Here is a 15,638-nt window from a genome sequence, read left to right as displayed (position 1 = left end):
AGTAAGTCATGATGCTTGAATACACGGACCGTGCGGACGCCGGCCGGCAACTTGCACAGCGAATCGCAGCACTGCGGTTCGATGACGTGGTGATCCTGGGGTTGCCCCGTGGGGGCGTGCCGGTTGCCTACGAAGTCGCAAAGACCCTGGGCGTTCCCCTTGACGTCATAGTGGTGCGCAAGCTTGGCGTGCCTTTCCACCCGGAGCTTGCCATGGGTGCAATCGGCGAAGGCAACATACGGTTCCTCGACCGGGAAACTGTTGCCAGGGCACGCCTTTCAGAAGTGGACGTGGCGGCGGTCGAGGAAAGGGAACGCCGGCTCCTCAACGAAAGGGTGGCCCGCTACCGCCAGGGCCGCCCGCGCGCGGACCTTCATGGGCGGACCGCGATTGTTGTGGACGATGGAATCGCCACTGGTTCCACGGCACGCGTGGCTTGCCGTGCGGCCAGGATGCTCGGCGCACAGAAAGTCATTATGGCTGTTCCGGTGGCACCGGCGGGTACGGCTGCCTCTTTCCTGGAGGCTGACGGGACGATCTGCCTGATGACGCCCCGGGACTTCCGTGCCGTGGGCTACCACTACCGCGACTTCTCTCCCGTGGAAGACGAGGAAGTGGTGCGGCTGCTGGACGCGGCGGCCAGCATGCTGCCCCCGCCGGCGGCCTCCGGCGCGGGCGACGGGAACGAACCCCGCGATGGGAGTGAAAACGGCGACGGAAATGAAGTAGGCATACCGGCCGGATCGGTGCGGCTGCAGGGCAACCTCCTGAGCCGCCAGGATGCCGGGCCGTGGTGATCTTCGCCCATGGCAGCGGCAGCAGCCGCCACAGCCCGCGCAACCGCTTCGTGGCACGCGCACTGAATGATGCCGGCCTGGGCACCCTCCTGCTGGACCTCCTCACCCCGGCCGAGGAACGCGACCGTTCCAATGTGTTCAACATTCCACTCCTCGCGGAGCGGCTTCACCACGCAACGCGGTGGATTGAGGCCCGCCATGCCGGCTCCCGGATCGGAATCGGCTACTTCGGGGCAAGCACGGGAGCCGGTGCAGCCTTGTGGGCGGCCGCCGGGCCGCAGGCGAACATCTCCGCCGTCGTTTGCCGTGCGATTGGACATCATCCCGGGGGCCACGCACCTGTTCGAAGAGGCCGGCACCCTGGACCAGGTGGCTGCGCTGGCTGCTGATTGGTTCACCCGATACCTGCTGCCCGCCGCAAACAAAAGCCAGGCGTCGGAGCTTCTGCCATGAACGCAGCCCACGCCCACGCAACGGAATCCGAAGAAATCAGGGCACTGGCACGTCCCCTTGAGGCCGCCGGGGACCTGGACGACCTGGTCACATTATGCGCACCTGCCCGTTTTGTTTGCCTCGGGGAAGCGTCCCACGGAACACAGGAGTACTACCACTGGCGTGCCGTCCTGAGCAGGCGCCTCATCGAGGAACACGGTTTCACCTGGATCGGAGTCGAAGGCGATTGGCCGGACTGCTGGCGCATCAACCAGTGGCTCCGCGGCCATGCCGAACAGGATCTTGACGCGGCGCAGGTCCTTGCTGCCTTTTCGCGCTGGCCAACGTGGATGTGGGCCAATGGGGAAGTAGCGCACTTCCTCGACTGGCTGCATCAATGGAACTTGGGCCGCCCTGAAGACCGGCGAACGGGGTTTTACGGGCTGGATGTCTATTCCCTGTGGGACTCCCTACGGGAAATCTTCAGCTGGCTTGAGTCCAATGCGCCGGAGTCGGTTCCCGCGGCGCTGCAGGCATGGCGTTGCTTCGTGCCATTCGGCGAGGACCCACAGCGATATGCCTCGGCTACCCGGATGGTTCCCCGCTCCTGCGAGGCGGACGTTGTGGGGCTGCTGGCTGAGGTCCACCGGCAGACCTTGGGCCGGGTGGAACAGGATCCCCTGGCTTTCGACGTCATGCAGAACGCAATAGTCGCCTCAAACGCAGAACATTATTACCGGACCATGGTCCGCGGTGACGAACAGTCCTGGAACATCCGGGATTACCACATGAGCGACACCATAGACCGGCTGTCCCGCCATCACGGAGCCGGTTCGAAGGGAATCATCTGGGCGCACAATACGCACATAGGGGATGCCCGGGCGACGGACATGGCAGCCGGCGGCATGGTCAACATCGGACAACTGATGCGCCGGCGCCACCACGGTTCCGTAGTGTTGGTCGGTTTCGCCTCATACAGTGGCTCAGTGACAGCTGCGCACTCCTGGGGTGCGCCCGGGCAGACCATGGACGTACCCAACGCAATTCAAGGAAGCCACGAGGACCTCCTCCACAGCGCACTGAATGGGCCGTCGGCTTTGGCCTACGGCGCCGGCCGGGCCGGACGGTGGCTCTCCACGTGGCGCGGGCACAGAGCCATCGGCGTCGTCTACAACCCTGCGCGTGAACGGGGCAACTACGTCCCCACCGTCATGGGGCAACGCTATGACGGCCTCGTCTGGTTGCCCACGACGACCGCCCTTCGGCCGCTGCACCGTGAACATCTTCCCGATGAACCGGAACTCGAAACCGAGCCCACAGGCTTCTGAGCAATGCCGGGCATCCGCCGCTGCGGACAAGGGCCGGTTTCCGCAACAGGGCCGTTCGTCCCTTATCCACTCGGCGGGAACCGTCAAGAATAGGTGGCACAAGACCCTTGGGACCCGGATGCCCACGACTTCCGACCACCAGCGCGCCCACGCCACCGGGGCAGGGGCGTTGACGTTCTAGTTGAGAGTTCCACCATGTCTGGACATTTCGAAGTTTTCGTCGATGCGTATTCCCACTTTCGGTTCCGCCTTGTTGGCCCCAGAGGAAACACCCTGCTCGAGTCAGGCCCCTACGACGACAAGCAGGCGATAGCCATCGCCATCTTCGACGTGCGCGAATGTGCAGGTACCGGCCTGGTGGAAGACCACAGCACCAAGCCCGCCCCGCGCTGGCCCCCGGCGTCGGGCCCGCACTCATCCCCGCGACGGCGGTCCACGCCAGTGGCGGCACCGCATTGAACTGTCACGCCATGGCGGGCACCATGCGTCCCGACACCATGACGCACAGGATCTAGGGCGCCGGGCCATGCAAGGACTCACCCGGGCGGACGTCGCGCTCCGCATCGACCATGGCCTGGACAACAGCGCACAACTACCAGCCAGTCGCAGCCTGCGCGCCATCATCAGGGCGAACGTCCTGACACTCTTCAATGGCCTGGTTTTTGCGGCCTTTGCGATGTTGCTCGTCCTGGGGCAATGGCAGGATGCACTCTTCGGGCTCGCCGCGATGGGAAACATCATTATCGGAGTGGTCCAGGAGTACCGGGCCAAACGGGCCCTGGACCGTTTGGCCATCCTGCACAGTGCGCCGGCAACTGTGCTCCGGGACGGGACGGAGCAAGTGATCCCGGGACGGGACCTCGTCAAGGACGACATTGTGGTTTTGGGCGCCGGGGACCAAGTGTCTGCCGACGCCGTCAGCCTTGGCGACGGCAGCCTCGACGTCGACGAATCACTTCTGACGGGAGAATCCGAACCCGTCCGGAAGAGTGCAGGCCAGGTCCTGCTGTCGGGTTCATTGGTGGTGTCCGGATCGGGGTTCGCCCGGATCACCACCGTGGGCCTTGAGACCTTCGCCCAACGCATCGCGACGGAAGCCAAACGCTTCTCGCTCGTGACCTCCGAGATCCGCTCCGGAATCAACAAGGTCCTGAAAGTCATTGCATGGCTGGTCCTTCCGTTGTCTGCACTGGTCCTCAATTCCCAAATGATCCAGCACGGCGGATGGAACGCGGCGCTCGCGTCCGGCGACTGGAAGGAAGGCGTGGTGCCGGCTGTGGCCAGCACCATCGCGATGATCCCCTTGGGCCTGGTCCTGCTGACCAGCGTGGCGTTCGCCGTCGGGGCGATCCGGCTGGCCAGGCTGCGGGTCATCGTCCAGGAACTGGCCGCCGTGGAGGTCTTGGCGAGGGTAGACGTCCTGTGCCTGGATAAGACCGGGACGCTGACGGACGGCCGGATGGTTTTCGACGCAGTTCATCTGCTCGGACCGGAAGAAGAATTTCCGGAGTGGCGGGATGCCCTGGAATGCTTCGGTGCCACCCAGCGTACAAACGCGACCGCCCGCGCCTTAAAGGCCGCCTTTCCTCCGCGAAGTGCACAACCTCCCCTGGCCTCGGTGCCTTTCGACCCTGCGCGGCGCTGGAGCTCCGTCACGCTCGCCGGCGCCTCAGGAGTGCCCCGGACGTGGCTCCTGGGTGCCCCCGGGGTTGTTCTTGGCACGGCTGAAGAGGCGCGTGGGCGCGCTTCCGCCTTGGCCTCCTCCGGTCTCCGAACCCTGGCTCTGGTACTGGCTACAGGAAACGACGCCGGGGGTACCGGCGGGATTCCTTCTCCCGCCGGCGCTTCACCGGTGCTGCTGGTCACGTTTCGGGAATCGATACGGGAGGACGCCTCAGCCACACTGGACTACTTCCGGGAACAGGGCGTACAGATCAAGATCTTTTCCGGCGACGATCCCCGGACAGTGGGACTGCTGGCCGGGAGGTTGGGACTGGGAGGCCGCCCTGCCTGTGACGCCACAACACTCCCCGCGGATCCTGAAGCCCTGGCATCCTGCGTCCAGGACAATGCTGTGTTCGGCCGGGTAGGCCCCCACCAGAAGAAGGACCTGATCCAGGCCCTTCAACGAAAAGGCCACACTGTTGCCATGACGGGCGACGGCGTCAATGACATTCCCGCGCTTAAGGTTGCCGACCTGGGCATCGCGATGGACACGGCCGCCCCGGCAACCAAGGCCGTGGCACGGCTGGTCCTGCTCGATGGACGCTTCAGCCGCCTGCCGGGCATTGTGGCCGAAGGGCGCAGGGCTATCAACAACATGGAACGGGTATCGATGCTCTTCCTCAGCAAGACCGCCTACGCCACGGTCCTGGCCGTGGCCTGCGGATTGTTGCTGCAGCCGTATCCTTTCCTCCCCCGCCAACTGTCCGCCGTCGATGGCTTGACCATTGGATTACCGGCGTTCTTCCTGGCACTCCTGCCCAGCAGTCGTCGCTACGTCCCGGGCTTTCTGAAGCGTTCCCTGTCCTTCGCGATACCGGCAGGAGTCATCACGGCCACAGCCATTCTTGGGGTCAACACCTATGCGTCCCTCAGCGGCGATCACAGGGTCCTGACAAGCCGCTCGGCCACCACCATCACCTTGACCATCATCGGATCGTGGATCCTGGCTGTGACTGCCCGGCCCCTGAACGCAACGAAGGTACTGGTCCTGGCGGGATGCTACGTGGGGATGGCAGCGGTGATGGGCCTTGATTTCCTCCGCGGGTTCTTCCTGCTCGAATGGCCTCCGCCTGACCTGCTGCTGGTCTCGGTGCTGACGGCACTGGCGGCAAGTACCGCCGTCGAGCTGGTGGGACGGTACGTCACGCGTGGCAACCACGGTGCAGACGTGACTTTCGCCTCTGGAAGGCGGGAAGGGTCCGTGCGAGCCTCCTGATATCCGACGACGAGGAAGAGTCATGCGTGCATGGTGGGTTGATGTGCCGGGGAAGATAGCGGACAAGCCTTTGAGGATGGGCGAACGCGAGGACCCGCGGCCCGGGCCGGGCGAGGTACTCCTGCGAGTGGATGTGTGCGGTGTCTGCCGCACCGACCTCCATCTCGCCGAGGGCGACCTTCCGCCCCGCCACGCCGGGGTGATCCCCGGCCACGAGGCCGTAGGGACGGTCATGGAAAGTTTCAGCGGGGGCCGCTTCTCCCGCGGGGACAGAATCGGTGTCGCTTGGCTCGGCCAGACCTGTGGCCACTGCCCCCACTGCCGGCGCGGCCAGGAGAATCTCTGCCTGGCGCCCCGATTCACGGGGTGGGACCGTGACGGCGGCTTTGCCGACCACATGACGGTGAATGAGGACTTCGCTTATGCCTTGCCTGCGCGCTTCACCAACGAACAAGCGGCACCGCTCCTGTGCTCGGGGATCATTGGCTACAGGGCCCTGGAACGGGCTGCGCTACCGCCGGGAGGGAGGCTGGGCATCTATGGCTTCGGCGGGTCCGCCCACTTGACGGCCCAAATCGCCATCAGCCAAGGCGCGTCGGTTTACGTCATGACCCGTTCGGCACAAGCCCGGGACCTGGCCCTCAGCCTCGGAGCGGTTTATGCCGGCGACGCCTACGATGCTCCGCCGGTCCCCCTGGACTCAGCCATTCTTTTTGCTCCCGTGGGCGATCTGGTTCCGGCCGCCCTGCGGGCGTTGGATCGCGGCGGAACCCTGGCCATTGCCGGCATCCACCTCACGGACATCCCGTCCCTCAATTACGAAAATGAACTCTTCTATGAACGGCAGATCCGCAGCGTCACCGCCAATACCCGGGCCGACGGCACCGCTTTCCTGGCCCTGGCCGCGGAGATCGGCCTGGCCCCTACCGTCACCACTTACGACTTCACGGAAGCGGACCGTGCGCTGGAGGATCTGGCCAACGACCGCGTCACCGGCGCTGCGGTTCTGAAGATGCGGTGACAGACCCACCGAGGCGACGCCGTTTCCGGTCCGGCGTGTTGGGCTGGCGGCCGCCGGGTGGGGGACCCGGGGCAACGTCAGCTATGAGTCTCCGTGTCATCTCCACCCAGCCGGCGCTCCAGCTTTTCTTCCGCGGCCTCCCGGCGTTTGCCGATGCGGAGCAGCCTTTGGACCAAGGGGCTGCCTTGGAGCGGGAGACCCGTCAGCCTCTTGCGGGAACGCCCTTTTCCCTGGCCGTCGTTGGGCCGTTGGGGCTCCGACTCCGGGTTGACCCGTCCACCCATCACTGACTCCTCCCTGCACCCGGCAATTCCGCGGGCATGTCCCCATCCTGCAGCAGTCCCCGGCGCAGGGTAAGGGCCGGAAGACCCCGGCGCGGGCGGGGACTTTGGACTCTGGAAGCCGCGTTGCCAAGGCGAAAAGCTGGTACTGCCGGGAAAGGTTCCGCGGCTGATAAGAGATGGAGGCTGGCATGACCGAGCTGACGAAATGGCTTGATGCGCGTCGCTCACCGATGGAGCTTATCGAGAGATTGTTCGACGGCGACAGCAGCGCCGGGGGGATCAAAGTCGAGGAAGTGGTTGACGGGAATACGTTGGTGATCCGTGCCGAACTTCCCGGCATCGACCCGGAAAAGGACGCGGAAATCACCGTCTCCGACGGCGGCCTGACCATCCGGGCCGAACGCCAGGAAAAGAAGGAGCACAAGGAAAAGGACAGCTACCGCTCGGAGTTCCGGTATGGCTCCTTTGTCCGCCGCATACCTTTGCCGGACGGCGTGAAGGAAGGCGACGTGACCGCTTCCTACAAGGACGGCGTCCTCGAAGTACGGGCACCCATCCCGGAAAAGACAGCGGCAGTTTCGCCCTCGAAGGTTCCCATCACCAGGAGTTGAGAACGTGCTGCGGGCAGGTGCGAATGGAACGGCACCTGCCCGGCCTGTCGCCAGCCGCCGCTATCAGTACACCCACGGGGGTATACCATGGAGGGCAGCAACCCACCGATGGAGCACCCTCATGGAACTGAACCCCACCGAACTCACGCCTGTGATCAACCGCCTCAAGCGCGCACAGGGGCAGCTCGCCGCCGTCACCCGCATGTTGGAAGAAGGCCGTGACTGCAAAGACGTTGTCACCCAGCTCGCCGCAGTTTCGAAGGCGCTGGACCGGGCCGGCTTCGCCATCATCGCCACGGGCCTGGAGCAGTGCATCATCCAGGAGGACCAAACGATGGACAGGAAAGAGCTGGAGAAGCTGTTCCTCTCCCTCGCCTGACGCCCGACAGTAGGGCAGCAGGGCAGCAGGGCAGGTCACCCAAACAGCATTTCGGCCTCCAAATACCAGTCTTCCGGGACCGTGTGCAACTCACCAATCGCGGCAGCAAGGGCAACAGTGGTGATGTCCGTGCCCCGCGAGGAAACCATCACGCCCCACTCCCCCTTGGATGCTGCACGGACGGCAGCCATTCCCAACCGCGTTGCCAGGACCCTGTCGAATGCCGTGGGCGCCCCACCCCGCTGGATGTGACCCAGGACCGTGGCCCTGCATTCGATTCCCGTCAGTTCCTGGAGCTGTTCCTCCAAGAGGTATCCGATGCCGCCCAGGCGCGGACGGCCAAAGGTATCGAGTCCGCGCGGGAAGTAGGGAGCATCCTGGCCTGCTGGAACGTAGGCCTCTGCCACCACCACCAGTGGCGCCCTGCCCCGGTTCCGGGCTGACAGGACCCACGCCGCTGCCTGCTCCAGGCTCGCCCGGCGTTCCGGGATCAAGATGGCGTGCGCTCCGGCGGCCATGCCTGCATGAAGGGCAATCCAACCGGCGTTGCGCCCCATGACCTCGGCAATCATGCACCTGTGGTGGGATTCGCCGGTGGTGCGCAGCCGATCGATCGCTTCGGTGGCCGTTTGCACGGCGGTGTCGAACCCGAAGGTGTAGTCCGTTGCGCTGAGGTCGTTGTCGATGGTCTTGGGGACGCCGATGACCTTGATGCCCGATTCGCCCAGGATCCGGGCAGCAGCGAGGCTGCCTTCTCCCCCCACTGCAATCAACCCATCAACGTGGTCGCGCTCCATGGATGCGATGACTGCCGGGGCTCCGCCGGACGTGATGGGGTTGGTCCGGGAGGTTCCCAGTATTGTTCCGCCCAGGCGCGAAAGGCCCCTGACCGATTCAAGGGTCAGGGGTACGGAGTTGTTGCTGAGCACGCCGCTCCAACCGTCCAGGTAGCCCACGAAGTCATACTGCCCGGTACGGACCCCGGCCAGGACTGCTCCCCGGACGACGGCATTGACGCCCGGGCAGTCGCCGCCGCTCGTCAGGATCCCCAACCTTTTCATCGCGATCCCGCCTGCAGCCTGAAACTCCGGCTCTCCCCTGCCGGCAGCATCAGTATTTGGTCGCGGACCTGGATCCGGAGCGGAGGAGCGCTGCCGGGAGAGGACGTGACCCGGATCCGTTCCGTGGTCAGTTCGATGTCCAGCCAGTGCCCCTGGGTCTTCACCGTGAAGGAAACGGCGTTGAGCCCGTGCGGCAAATTGGGGGTGAAGGTGATTCCTGAACGGTCCATCCGCAGCCCCGCGAAACTTCTTTGGATGACGTCCACCGTGCCCGCCATCGCACCCAGGTGGATACCGGCTTTGGTCGTGCCGTGCTGGGTGTCATCCAAGTCCGCGTCGAGTGCTTCGCGGTAGCTTTCCCAGGCACGGTCAGGGTCCACGGCAGCCAGGACGGAAGCGTGCGCCACCCTGCTGAGTGTCGAGCCGTGTGCTGTCCTGGCGAGGTAGTACTCAACGGTCCGCGCCAGCTGTGCCTCGGTCATGCGGTAATCCAGTTGGTGGAGCATCGCGATGAGGCCGGAACCACCCAGCAAGTACGGCAACATGAGGACGTCCGCCTGCTTGGCGAGCTTGTATCGGTTGACGTCATCGCCTTCCGCCCCCAGGATCAGGTCCAGCCGCTCTATGTTGTCGTACTCTTGCCTGTAGCCATCCCAGTCCAGCTCCCGCAAAAGATCGTACCCTTCGAACTGGCTGATCAGGCCGTCTTTGTTGAACGGCACATACATGGCCCGGGAGAGCCTGCGCCAGTGCGCCCGCTCGCGTTTGCCGACACCCAGCCGTTCCAGCAGTTCCTCCTGTTCGTGGCCCGGGAACATTGAAGTGACGTCGGCGGCCTTGCCACAAACCCACGCCGCCATGACGTTCGTGTAAGCGTTGTCGTCCAGGCCGGGAACATCCCGCCCGGGCAACCAGGTGTGGTATTCATCCGGGCCAGCCACTCCGCGGATGTGGTACCGGCGATGACCGGGATCGTGGACGGCCAGGGAGGCAAAACAGCGTGCCACGTCTATGAGCAGCTCTGCGCCGTGTCCCAGCAACCACGGGACGTCGTTGGTGGATTCGAAGTACTGCCAGGCGTTGAACGCCACTGCGAGTCCGGCGTGGACCTGCAGGTGCGAATAATCCGGCACCCACTGCCCTGAGCGCGGGTTGAAAAGCCAATCCGGTGTTTCTTCCGTGCCGTCGCTGCCGCTCTGCCACGGAAACAGCGCACCGGACAAGCCCTTTGCGACGGCGGCCCGACGGGCGGCGGGCAGCCGCCGCCAACGGTAGTCCAAGAGGGCTTTGGAAACCTCGGGCATGCGCGGGTTCAGGACCGGGAGGACAAACAGCTCGTCCCAAAACACGTGGCCGCGGTATCCCTCGCCGTGCAGTCCACGGGCGGGAACACCGACGTCGAGTTCGGCCGTGTGCGGAGTCAAGGTCTGCAGGAGGTGGAACAAGTGCAGGTTCAGCACCAGCTGAACCTGCACGGGCGCATCAAGCTCCACCTTGAACGGCCGAAGGACACGCCGCCAGGACGCTTTGTGCCGGCGCAACAGTTCTTCGAAGTCGCCCCCGGAACCTGCCAACGCAGCGGCAGCGGACGTAGCTGCCGACGAGGCTGCCCGGTCCCTGGACGTCGAGATCGCAATGATCCGGTCCACTGTGACGGGGTTTTCCTCCGAGGACCGGACCTGGAAGCTCCGGAAGTGGAAACCCGCCCGGCTTTCGGTCACTCCGGTGGACCCGGAGACGTCAACTGCCGCCGCAATGGCCACGCGCACCTGGCTTTGGGTGGTCTCCACCTCCGCGGCCAGGACCGGGCCGGCGTCGCGGGATGGCGGTATGGTCCTGTCGATCAGATGGACCTGGGAACTCAGCGGGGGCTCGGGAAGGTTGCTGTTGCGGACCAGGCAATTGACCCCGGTGGTGATATCCAGGAGCCCGCTCCAGTCGCGGGGTGTGAGCCGTGTCCGGATAGCCAGGATGTGCCGGGTGTCCATGGACACGAACCTCGTTTCTTCCAGGTGGAGATGCCTCCCGTCCGGCGCTTCCAGCAGGAGATGCCGGGTCAGGACCGCCTTTTCCATATTGAGGACGCGGCGTTCATGGAGGATCTCCAGGCCGCCCCCGGACCACCACGGGGTGCCTTCCAGGCGCAGGTCCAGGGGCAGGCAGTCGGGCAGGTTGACCATGTGCTCTTCCGCGACGGTTCCCTCGCCAATCGTGGACCAAACCCTGTTATACACACCGGCCAGATACGTTCCGGCATAGCGGCCGGGCCTGCGGTTTTCGCTGACGGCTCCCCGTATCCCCATGTATCCGTTGCCGAGGGTGGTCAGGGCTTCGCGGTGGCCCTCATGCTCAGGATCCATGCCTTCGTAGATCAGCAGCCACGGATCCCGCATCACGAGGCCCAGATCCAGTTCGGCGAGGTTGTTGATCACCACGTCGGCACCGGCAGCTTCCAGGTCCGCCCGGTTGCCGTGCCGGTCAACGCCCACCACCAGGCCGAATCCGCCCCGGCTTGCGGCCAGCACCCCGGCGACGGCGTCTTCCACCACTACGGCGCGCCGCACGCTCACGTCCAGCCTGCGGACGGCCTCCAGGAATGTATCGGGGGCCGGTTTGCCGGCCAGGCCGTGCGACGCTGCCACGCGGCCATCGATGACCACCGAGAACGAGTCCAGCAGGTTGGCGGCGGCAAGGACGGGGGTCGCGTTGCGGCTGGAGGTTACCAACGCGGTGGCGACACCGGCGTCCTTCAAGTTCTCCAGGAACCGGCCGGTGCCCGGAAAGATCTGCACGCCTCCTTCCTGCAGCCGTCTCAGGTAGGCCTTGTTCTTCCAGGCCCCAAGCCCGACGGCGGTCCAGTCGCCGCCGGCGTCCTGCGGGGTTCCCGGCGGGATGTCCACTCCCCTGGATGCCATGAGCCCGATCAGCCCTTGTTCCCGGGGCTTGCCGTCCACCAAGGCGTAGTAGTCATCCGGTGTGAAGGGGGCCCGGCTTCCATCCTTCGGGTAGCGGGGATCATTAATGATGGCTTCGTACGCCTCCTTCCACGCCGCGAGGTGAACGAGGGCCGTATTTGTCACCACTCCATCCAGGTCAAGAATGACCGCGTCGTAAGGAGCTGCAGCTGCTGTTGCGGTGGGCGACTTTTTCATTGACCGCTACAGCCATCGGAACTCGGCGTCGGCGATCAATGGCAGAGTGCGGAGGAAGGTGTCGGGGTTGAGCGAGATCGAGTCGATGCCTTCACCCACCAGGAACTCAGCGAAGTCCGGGTGGTTGCTGGGCCCTTGGCCGCAGAGTCCGATCTTGATGCCCGCCTTGTGGGCTTCCCGGATCGCCTGGGAGATCATGGCCGTCACGGCCGGGTCCCGTTCATCAAAGAGTCCGGAGAGCTGCTCGGAATCCCTGTCAACGCCCAGGACCAGTTGGGTAAGGTCGTTGGATCCAATGGAGAAGCCGTCGAAGTACGTGGCGAACCGGGCGGCGAGGACCACGTTGGAGGGTATCTCGCACATCATGTAGACTTGCAGGCCGTCCTGCCCACGGACCAAGCCGTTGCTTGCCATGGCGTCCAGCACGGTGCGCGCTTCCTGGACGGTTCGGCAGAACGGCACCATCACAATGACGTTCCTGAAGCTTGCCTTCTCCCGGACCCGTTTCAACGCACGGCATTCCAAAGCAAAGGCCTCCCGGTATTCGTCGCTGTAATAGCGGGACGCGCCGCGGAAGCCCAGCATGGGATTTTCCTCGGGACGCTCAAAGAACGTCCCGCCAATGAGGTGGCCGTATTCGTTGCTTTTGAAGTCGGAGAGTCGCACAATCACCGGCTTGGGGTGGAACGGGGCCGCAATTTTCGCGATGCCGGTGGCCAGGACGTCAACGAAGTACTCCTCGGGATCCGCGTGGTTTGCCCACAGGGACTTGATGGTTTCAGCTTCGGCACCGTCAGTGACCCTTTCCGGGTGGACCAGGGCCATCGGGTGGACGCGGATCAGGTTGTTGATGATGAATTCCATGCGGGCCAGTCCGACGCCGGCGGCCGGCAGCCGCCACCACCGCATCGCTGCTGCCGGGCTGGCCATGTTGATCATGAGTTGGGTCCTAATGGCGGGCAGCGTCCCGGTGTCTACCTCCTCGACGTCGAACTTCAACGTCCCTTCGTAGACGCGGCCCTGTTCACCTTCGGCGCAGGAGAGGGTCACCGGGGCGCCCTGCTCCAGGGCCAGGGTTGCGTTTCCCGTACCAACCACCGCCGGCACGCCGAGTTCCCTGCTGACGATGGCCGCGTGGCTGGTGGGACCGCCATGATCGGTGACAATGCCGGCAGCCCGTTTCATGATGGGCACCCAGTCGGGATCCGTCACGCGGGTCACCAGGATGGAACCGTCAATGAAATCCTCAAGGTCCCGGGCGTCCAGGATCCGCGACACTTTACCGGTGGTGATGGCATCTCCCACGGCCGCGCCGCGTGCCAGGACAGTTCCGCTTTCCTCGAGTTTGTACATCCGGAAGGACGTCAGCGGGCGTTGGGCCTGGACGGTCTCGGGCCGGGCCTGGACCATGAACAGTTCGCCCGTGATTCCGTCCTTGGCCCACTCCATGTCCATCGGCCGTCCGTAATGTTCTTCCACAGCGACAGCCCAGCGGGCCAGGAGGAGCACTTCAGCATCACTGAGGACCAACGCTTTCCGCTCCGCCTCGCTCGTGTCCACCATTTGCGTTCCGGTGTCCCCGTCCTGGCCGTAAATGAGTTTGCGCTCCTTGGTCCCGACCTCCCGCTGGATGATCGGAACAAGGTCAGGATCGGCGAGCAAAGGCTTGAAGACCTGGTACTTGTCCGGGTTGATGGTTCCCTGGACCACGGTCTCTCCGAGTCCCCAGGCCGCGCTGATCACAGCACAACGCGGAAAGCCCGACTCAGTGTCGATGGAGAACATCACCCCGGATGCGCCCAGGTCCGAGCGCACCATGCGCTGGACGCCCACTGACAAAGCGACATCCAGATGCTCAAACCCCTTGATTTCCCGGTAGCTGATGGCCCGGTCGGTGTAGAGGGAAGCAAAGCAGCGCTTGCAGGCGTCCAGGACCGCTGCGGATCCCGAGACGTTCAGGTAGGTTTCCTGCTGTCCGGCGAAACTGGCATCGGGAAGATCCTCCGCCGTCGCACTGCTTCGTACTGCCACGGCCACGTCCTGCCCGCCGCCACGACGGCAAAGTTCAGCGTAGCCGGCACTGATGGCTGCAGCGGTTTCAGGCGGGAACTCTGCCCCCAGGATGGCATTCCGAATGCGGCTTCCGGCTTCCCTCAACGATGTCTTCCGCAGGCGGTAGTCGTTGATGCAACCGGCAATCAAGGGCTCCAGGCCATTGACGGCCAGGAACCGGCGGTAGGCATCCGCCGTCGTTGCGAAGCCTTCGGGGATCCGGACGCCGGCAGCCTGCAAAGACCGGGTCAACTCGCCAAGGGAGGCGTTCTTTCCCCCGATCCTTGGAATGTCGGCAAGACCGGCAGCGTCGAACCACAGGACATGGGTGTTGGCCAAGGCAGCCTTCGGTGCTGAATCCATGATTGGATTCTGCGCCGGCCCGCCACGATGCGGGAGGGTCTTTGTACCCGCCGCCTGAGGTGACTTTCGGCCCTGTTTTGGTTGTGCCCCCATTGAGCATGCTGGAGGCACAAGCAGGAGGCCGACCATGGAACTTTCACATTTCGAGAAACAGGAACTGGACAAGATCGCGCGCGGGCTGGAAGAAGAGGATCCACGACTTGCCACCCTCATGAGCCTTCAGGACCTCCGGGGACACCGCTGGAAGCGGACCCAACGAGGCTTGCTGGTGGCCTTGGGCGGCCTGGGGATCCTGTTGGTCAGCCTCCCTTTGGGCAGTCCCCCGCTCGGGGTGCTGGGTTTCATGATGATGGGCGGCGGCACCTACTGGGCAACACTGCTCATGGACGACAGCACTCTCCGACGCGCCCCGAAGAATGCGGGGAAACTCCCTAACACCCACGAGGAAATGCCATGAAAGCTGTGATCATGTACGACTCGGCCTACGGGAACACAAAGTCCGTGGCTGAAGCTATAGCAGCGGGGTTGGAGAACAGCCGGACTGTCCCGGTGTCGCAATTCCGCAGCAGCGACGTCTCAGTCGGGGACCTGCTGGTGGTCGGCAGTCCGATCAACGGCTGGCGCCCTACCGAAGCCGTCACCAAGGCCCTGGATGCAGCCGGAGCTGACGGCCTGGCCGGCGTGCTGGCCGCGGCCTTCGATACCAGGGTCAAATTGTTCATCCATGGCGATGCCGCCAAGAAGATCTCCCACGGACTGCAGAAAGCCGGGGCCACGCTCGTGGCCCAGCCCATGCCCTTCTACGTCAAAGGCACCGAAGGGCCGCTGTTGGAGGGCGAAATCAAACGGGCCTTCTCCTGGAGCCATGAACTGGCGGCCTCGGTGAAAGCCCTCGCGTCCAGGAAGGGCACATCATGAGCAGCCGTCTTGATCCCAGCAAAATCATCGTCGGCGTCGACGGTTCCGCCGCGTCCAAGCAGGCCCTTCGCGAAGGGCAACGCCTGGCGCTCGCGCTCAACGCCCCGCTCGAAGCGTGGGGCTGCTGGGAACTTCCCTTGGGCTACGAAGGCTACCTTGCGATGGGAATTGACGGATTTGCCCACACGGCAGAGGAAAACGTCAAAGAAACCCTCAAGGAAGTGTTTGGTCCGGAGTTGCCCAAGAATGTCAGTACGCGGCTGGTCCAAGGCTCCCCCCGGGCGGCCCTGGTGGAAGGC

Annotated in this window: 15 protein-coding genes; 11 read left to right on the top strand and 4 right to left on the bottom strand. The window is 64.5% G+C overall.

Annotated features, from left to right (window positions below):
- The first annotated feature begins 8 nt into the window (after nt 1-8).
- The 6 genes from AUR_RS20770 to AUR_RS00050 all read left to right on the top strand — a co-directional run bounded on the left by AUR_RS20770 (nt 9) and on the right by AUR_RS00050 (nt 6,519).
- Entirely contained in the window at nt 9-797 is a 789-nt protein-coding gene (locus AUR_RS20770) for a phosphoribosyltransferase (RefSeq protein WP_321171947.1), read from the top strand.
- Nucleotides 791-1,186, top strand: coding sequence for a hypothetical protein (locus AUR_RS20765; RefSeq protein ID WP_321171946.1), 396 nt, complete (start codon nt 791-793; stop codon nt 1,184-1,186). Before AUR_RS20770 ends, AUR_RS20765 begins: the two co-directional genes overlap by 7 nt.
- Nucleotides 1,187-1,246: 60 nt before the next feature.
- Nucleotides 1,247-2,557, top strand: a complete 1,311-nt coding sequence (locus AUR_RS00065) for an erythromycin esterase family protein (RefSeq protein ID WP_062096712.1) — start codon at nt 1,247-1,249, stop codon at nt 2,555-2,557.
- Between the two features lie 195 nt (nt 2,558-2,752).
- A complete protein-coding gene (locus AUR_RS00060) occupies nt 2,753-3,016 on the top strand; it encodes a YegP family protein (protein ID WP_079941137.1) in 264 nt (87 codons plus the stop codon).
- 67 nt (nt 3,017-3,083) lie between these two features.
- The gene (locus tag AUR_RS00055) at nt 3,084-5,498 is read left to right on the top strand and encodes an HAD-IC family P-type ATPase (RefSeq protein ID WP_082694477.1); all 2,415 of its coding nucleotides are present in this window, start codon (nt 3,084-3,086) and stop codon (nt 5,496-5,498) included.
- 22 nt (nt 5,499-5,520) lie between these two features.
- Nucleotides 5,521-6,519, top strand: a complete 999-nt coding sequence (locus AUR_RS00050) for a zinc-dependent alcohol dehydrogenase family protein (protein ID WP_062096709.1) — start codon at nt 5,521-5,523, stop codon at nt 6,517-6,519.
- Nucleotides 6,520-6,596: 77 nt separating this feature from the next.
- On the opposite strand, the gene AUR_RS00045 is transcribed toward AUR_RS00050, so the two are convergent.
- A complete protein-coding gene (locus tag AUR_RS00045; RefSeq protein WP_062096706.1) occupies nt 6,597-6,803 on the bottom strand; it encodes a hypothetical protein in 207 nt (68 codons plus the stop codon).
- A gap of 188 nt (nt 6,804-6,991) precedes the next feature.
- On the opposite strand from AUR_RS00045, the gene AUR_RS00040 reads away from it, so the two are divergent.
- Both AUR_RS00040 and AUR_RS00035 read left to right on the top strand, forming a co-directional pair.
- Nucleotides 6,992-7,414 carry an Hsp20/alpha crystallin family protein gene (locus AUR_RS00040; RefSeq protein WP_021472133.1) on the top strand — a complete coding sequence of 141 codons (423 nt, stop codon included), beginning with the start codon at nt 6,992-6,994 and terminating at the stop codon, nt 7,412-7,414.
- Between the two features lie 121 nt (nt 7,415-7,535).
- Complete coding sequence (locus AUR_RS00035) at nt 7,536-7,793, top strand: metal-sensitive transcriptional regulator (protein WP_021472132.1); 258 nt, start codon at nt 7,536-7,538, stop codon at nt 7,791-7,793.
- Nucleotides 7,794-7,828: 35 nt separating this feature from the next.
- On the opposite strand, the gene AUR_RS00030 is transcribed toward AUR_RS00035, so the two are convergent.
- Genes AUR_RS00030 through ppsA form a run of 3 tightly spaced genes read right to left on the bottom strand, consistent with a single transcriptional unit; the run spans nt 7,829 to nt 14,421 of the window.
- Complete coding sequence (locus AUR_RS00030) at nt 7,829-8,854, bottom strand: 6-phosphofructokinase (RefSeq protein ID WP_062096704.1); 1,026 nt, start codon at nt 8,852-8,854, stop codon at nt 7,829-7,831.
- Entirely contained in the window at nt 8,851-12,006 is a 3,156-nt protein-coding gene (locus AUR_RS00025; protein ID WP_062096702.1) for an HAD-IA family hydrolase, read from the bottom strand. The genes AUR_RS00030 and AUR_RS00025 overlap by 4 nt, the downstream gene beginning before the upstream one ends.
- 6 nt (nt 12,007-12,012) lie before the next feature.
- Entirely contained in the window at nt 12,013-14,421 is a 2,409-nt protein-coding gene (gene ppsA, locus AUR_RS00020) for a phosphoenolpyruvate synthase (protein ID WP_062096700.1), read from the bottom strand.
- Nucleotides 14,422-14,548: 127 nt separating this feature from the next.
- On the opposite strand from ppsA, the gene AUR_RS00015 reads away from it, so the two are divergent.
- The 3 genes from AUR_RS00015 to AUR_RS00005 form a co-directional block, all read left to right on the top strand.
- Nucleotides 14,549-14,878: a DUF3040 domain-containing protein gene (locus AUR_RS00015; RefSeq protein WP_062096697.1), complete on the top strand. Its 330-nt coding sequence runs from the start codon at nt 14,549-14,551 to the stop codon at nt 14,876-14,878.
- The gene (locus AUR_RS00010) at nt 14,875-15,339 is read left to right on the top strand and encodes a flavodoxin family protein (RefSeq protein ID WP_062096694.1); all 465 of its coding nucleotides are present in this window, start codon (nt 14,875-14,877) and stop codon (nt 15,337-15,339) included. The genes AUR_RS00015 and AUR_RS00010 overlap by 4 nt, the downstream gene beginning before the upstream one ends.
- Nucleotides 15,336-15,638: universal stress protein (locus AUR_RS00005; protein ID WP_128397012.1), on the top strand; the 303-nt coding region annotated here is incomplete at its 3' end. The genes AUR_RS00010 and AUR_RS00005, both read left to right, overlap by 4 nt.

The organism is Paenarthrobacter ureafaciens, assembly GCF_004028095.1.
Classification (GTDB): Bacteria; Actinomycetota; Actinomycetes; order Actinomycetales; family Micrococcaceae; genus Arthrobacter; species Arthrobacter ureafaciens.
The sequence above is the reverse complement of the archived record's forward strand: the minus strand, read 5'-3'. Positions and strand labels throughout refer to the sequence as shown.